The sequence below is a fragment of the Massilia sp. P2_C2 genome (genome assembly GCF_056404615.1).
Map to the genome: position 1 here is coordinate 1 of NZ_JBFUDR010000400.1, position 4,749 is coordinate 4,749.

Genomic DNA, 4,749 nt, shown 5'->3' on the forward strand with positions numbered 1-4,749 from the left:
GCACGCGCGGCTTGCTGCCGGCCGCGGCGCCCGCGCCAGTGCCGGCAGGGCGGTTGCCGCCAGGTCGGCCGCGGCCCGGATGGCCTCGGTCGCCGCTGCGCAGCTGGATCGGTTGCGGCTTTGCGCTCGGATCCGGTTCGAAGCCCGGGATCACGTGGCGCGGCAGCGTCTGCTTGATCAGCTTTTCGATGTCCTTCAGCATCTGGTGTTCGTCCACGCAGACGAGTGACACGGCCTCGCCCGTGGCGCCGGCACGGCCCGTGCGGCCGATGCGGTGCACGTAGTCTTCCGGCACGTTCGGCAGGTCGTAGTTGACCACGTGCGGCAGCTGGTCGATGTCGATGCCGCGCGCGGCGATGTCGGTGGCGACGAGTGCCGTCAGGCTGCCGTCCTTGAACTCGGCCAGCGCCTTGGTGCGCGCCGACTGGCTCTTGTTGCCGTGAATCGCCATCGCGCCGATGCCGTCCTTGCCCAGCTGCTCGACGAGCTTGTTCGCGCCATGCTTGGTGCGGGTGAACACGAGCACCTGTTTCCAGCCGTTCGACTTGATCAGGTGCGCCAGCACCGGATGCTTCTTGTCGCGGTCGACCGGGTGGATCTTCTGGGCGATCACTTCCACGGTCGAGTTGCGGCGTGCCACTTCGATCGAGGCCGGATTGTTCAGCAGACGGTCGGCCAAGGCCTTGATCTCGTCCGAGAACGTGGCCGAAAACAGCAGGTTCTGGCGCTTCGGCGGCAGCACGGCCAGGACCTTGCGGATGTCGTGGATGAAGCCCATGTCCAGCATGCGGTCGGCCTCGTCCAGGATCAGGATCTCGATCTTGTCGAGCTTGATCGTGCCCTGGCCCACGTGGTCGAGCAGGCGGCCCGGCGTGGCGACGAGGATGTCGACGCCGTTGGCCAGCAGCTTGATCTGCGGGTTGATGCCCACGCCGCCGAAGATCACGGCCGAGTTCAGGTTCGTGTGCTTCGCATAGGTGCGCACGTTTTCTTCGACCTGGGCCGCGAGTTCGCGGGTCGGGGCGAGCACGAGGGCACGGATCGCGCGTTTGGACGTTTTGTTCGTCAGTGCCGTGCCCACCTTGTCGGTCGACAGGCGGTGCAGCACGGGCAGCGTGAAGCCGGCGGTCTTGCCGGTGCCGGTCTGGGCGCCCGCCAGCAGGTCGCCTCCACCCAGCACGGCAGGGATCGCCTGGGCCTGGATCGGAGTCGGCGCGGTATAGCCCGCTTCAGTGACGGCACGCACGATGGCGTCGGACAGACCGAGAGAATTGAATGACATAGTTTTCTGGTAGGGATCGGCCCGTCGTTTCCTGCTTTTTGCAGCAAAAACGCCAGTCCGGCCGATCGGATTACACACAGGGCGACCGGTACTGGAGCCGGTCCACCAAGACGCGACCGTCAACACGGGACACGTCGAAAAACCTACTGCGCGTTGCGATGCTGTGCTGCGATGCTCGCTGTACTTTCGTACAGCTGCGCTTCTCCCACAGCCTTGCCGCCGCTCGCGACGGTTTTTCGAGGTGTCCAAACGTCAACGATCACGCTGATTATAATTAATTATGTTTCGCTATGGAAATTTTTAGCGCGGCCCGTGTTAATGCAACAGGGCCGGTGGAAGCGGGGGCGCGGCACCTCGTGGGTGCCGGAGGCAAAGTGGCAGGTCGATAATGCTGCCTGCGGAGGAAAGCCGCGTGGCCAGCAAGGCCCGCAGCATTCCCCGGACTTACACGTTGCGTATTTTACGCCATTACACGAATTGGCGTTCGCCCGCTCAGGCGAACGGCTGCAGCAGGTTGACCATGCCGGCGAAGACCTTCGGGCCGGCCGCAATGACGTCGCCCTTGTTCAGGTATTCGGACTCGCCGTTGAACTCGCCGACGATGCCGCCCGCCTCGGTCACGAGCAGCGAACCGGCGGCGATGTCCCAGATCTTGAGACCTTTCTCGAAGAAGCCGTCGACGCGGCCGGCGGCCACGTTGGCCAGTTCCAGCGCGGCCGAGCCGCTCGAGCGCAGGCCGTGGCAGCGCGGGGCCACCACTTCGTACATGCGCAGGTATTCGGCGAGGTGGCGCGGCTCCTGGCCATGGCCGGAGCCGATCAGCGCGCGGTTGATGCGGTCCGGATTGCGCACGCGGATACGCTTGTCGTTCAGGTAGGCGCCGGCGCCCTTGGTGGCGGTGAAGAGGTCGTTGCGGACCGGGTCGTAGATGACGGCCTGCGTGATCACGCGGCGCTGTTGCAGCGCGATCGAGATGCAGTAGTTGGGGTAGCCGTGCAGGAAGTTGGTGGTGCCGTCGATCGGATCGATGATCCAGACGTATTCGCTCTCGTCGTTCAGGTTCGCGGTCGCTCCCGATTCCTCGCCGAGGATGGCGTGGTCGGGGTAGGCTTTCAGCAACGTTTCGACGATCGCCTGTTCCGAGGCCTGGTCGATGTCGGTGACGAAGTTGTTATGGCTCTTTTCGCTGACGGTGATGCGATCCAGGTCGAAGGATGCGCGGTTGATGACGGTCGCGGCGCGGCGGGCGGCCTTGATGGCCGTGTTGAGCATGGGATGCATAGAGGGCTTCCGTAAAAATATGCTGACGCCCACCGCGCGTTGGCGCCGTGAACGATCTGAACGAGAAATAATTAAAGAGCAAAGCGGTGCCGAAGCCGTTAAAATCGCGAGCTTCCTGCCCGCATTCCAACGCACTCGTCACCGCGCGATGGCGCTATTTTAAATGAACCCGACCGAAACTGTCTCTTCTCTTTTCAAACGTCTACGCTTCGTGCTCGTGGAAACGAGCCGCGCCGGCAACGTCGGCTCGGTGGCCCGCGCCATGAAGACGATGGGCTTTTCCGACCTCGTGCTCGTGGCCCCGCGCTGCAACGATCCGCTGCACGACCCGGAAGCCGTCGCGTTCGCCAGCGGCGCGCTCGACGTGCTGCAGGGCGCGCAGATCGTGGATTCCATCGGCCAGGCGCTCGATGGCTGCAATTTCGCGGCGGCCGTGTCGGCCCGGCTGCGCGAGTTTTCGCCGCCCGTCTGGAGCCCGCGCGAATTTTCCGCGCACGCGGCCGGGGACGCCCACCTGCGTCCGGCGCTGATACTCGGCAACGAACGCTTCGGCCTGCCGAACCAGATCGTCGAGCGGTGTAACGTGCTGATCAACATCCCGGCCAATCCGGAATACTCGTCGCTGAACCTGTCCCAGGCCGCGCAAGTGCTCGCCTACGAGTGCCGCCTGGCCGCGCAAGGGGAAAACCGCACGCAGGAAGGTATCGGCTTCCACGGGGAGGCCGCGAGCGTCGCGCAGATCGAAGGCATGTATGCCCACCTGGAAGAGGCGCTGGTGACGATCGGCTTCCTCGACGCCAACAACCCGAAAAAACTGATGCCGCGGCTGAAGCGCCTGTTCGCGCGTACCCAGCTGGAGACGGAAGAGGTCAATATTTTGCGGGGTATTGCTCGGCAGATACTGCGTGACCGCCAGGGCTAAAATTCGGGGTCAGTAAAATTCGGGGTCAGAGCACATTTCGGCCGCAATTCAGGGTCAGAGCACTTTTTTGTGCAAGTTCTCAGTTGAACGAAACGCACTCCCGATCAATCGGCTGCCGCGACGAATGGTTCCCCGCCGCCGAACCAGGACTGGAGTTGTCATCGGGCGGCGATACTGGCGCTCTGATCAGCGGGGCATTGTCCGAAAAAGTGCTCTGACCCCGAATTTTATTCCGGGGATTCCTAGACGCGATTCTCTAGTTCCACCCAGTCGTGCCGTCGGTCGTTTCGCTTACACTTTAAGAAACATCGATAAAGGGCAGGCAATGGACACGTCCCGCAGAACCTTCCTGAAAGCCGGTTTGCTGTCGGCCGCCGTGCTGGCCGTCGGCGGCGGCTGGTATCGCGTCACGCACCCGGCGCCACCGCGCGGCTTCGTGCTCGACGGTGAGGCGCGCGCCGCGCTCGGCGCCATTGTTCCCGCGATCCTCGCCGGCGCGCTGCCGGCCGCGCCGGCCGAGCGCGCCGGGGCCATCGCCGCGACGACGGACCGCGTGCACCAGGCCATCCTCGGCCTGCCGCTGCACGCCCAGCAGGAAGCGCAGGACCTGTTCGGCCTGCTCGCGCTCGCCCCGGCGCGGCGTCTCCTCACCGGCGTTGCAGGCGGCTGGGCGACGGCAAAGGAAGCCGACGTCGCGGCCTTCCTGCAGGACTGGCGTACGCACCGCTTCGCCCTGCTGCGCACGGCCTATGCGGCGCTGCACGACCTCGTGCTCGGTGCCTGGTACAGCGACCCTGCGCACTGGGATGCCATCGGCTTTCCCGGACCGTTGAAGGAACTGGTATGAGCAAGGACACCGTAATCCCCGATCCGGTCGCGGCCGGCCTGGCGCGCGGCTGGACGGTGATCGATGGCGCACGCGCGACGGCAGACGGCGACCTGTCCGCCGATGTCGTCATCGTCGGCAGTGGCGCCGGCGGTGGCGTGACGGCCGAGATCCTCGCGCTGTCCGGCCTGTCCGTCGTCATCGTCGAGGAGGGCGCGCTGCAATCCTCGCGCGACTTCAACATGCGCGAGGCCGAAGCCTATCCGAAGCTGTATCAGGAATCGGCGGCGCGCAAGACGCGCGACAAGGGCATCAACATCTTCCAGGGCCGCACCGTGGGCGGCTCGACGACCGTCAACTGGACGTCCAGCTTCCGCACGCCGCCCACGACGCTCGCGTTCTGGCAACAGCACTACGGCCTCGCGACCTGTACCGAGG

General features: G+C 64.9%; 5 protein-coding genes. 3 read left to right on the forward strand and 2 right to left on the reverse strand.

The window, feature by feature from the left end:
- On the reverse strand, positions 1–1,282 hold a 1,282-nt coding region (locus tag AC1DYX_RS27995; RefSeq protein ID WP_477265005.1), incomplete at its 3' end, for a DEAD/DEAH box helicase.
- Between the two features lie 492 nt (positions 1,283–1,774).
- On the reverse strand, positions 1,775–2,554 hold the full coding sequence (locus AC1DYX_RS28000; RefSeq protein WP_477265013.1) for an inositol monophosphatase family protein: 780 nt from the start codon (positions 2,552–2,554) through the stop codon (positions 1,775–1,777).
- A 172-nt stretch (positions 2,555–2,726) separates the two neighbouring features.
- Here AC1DYX_RS28000 and AC1DYX_RS28005 point away from each other — a divergent pair, with 172 nt between their 5' ends.
- The 3 genes from AC1DYX_RS28005 to AC1DYX_RS28015 form a co-directional block, all read left to right on the forward strand.
- A complete protein-coding gene (locus AC1DYX_RS28005) occupies positions 2,727–3,485 on the forward strand; it encodes an RNA methyltransferase (protein ID WP_477265007.1) in 759 nt (252 codons plus the stop codon).
- Positions 3,486–3,810: 325 nt separating this feature from the next.
- Positions 3,811–4,332, forward strand: a complete 522-nt coding sequence (locus tag AC1DYX_RS28010; RefSeq protein WP_477265009.1) for a twin-arginine translocation signal domain-containing protein — start codon at positions 3,811–3,813, stop codon at positions 4,330–4,332.
- On the forward strand, positions 4,329–4,749 hold a 421-nt coding region (locus AC1DYX_RS28015), incomplete at its 3' end, for a GMC family oxidoreductase N-terminal domain-containing protein (protein WP_477265011.1). The genes AC1DYX_RS28010 and AC1DYX_RS28015, both read left to right, overlap by 4 nt.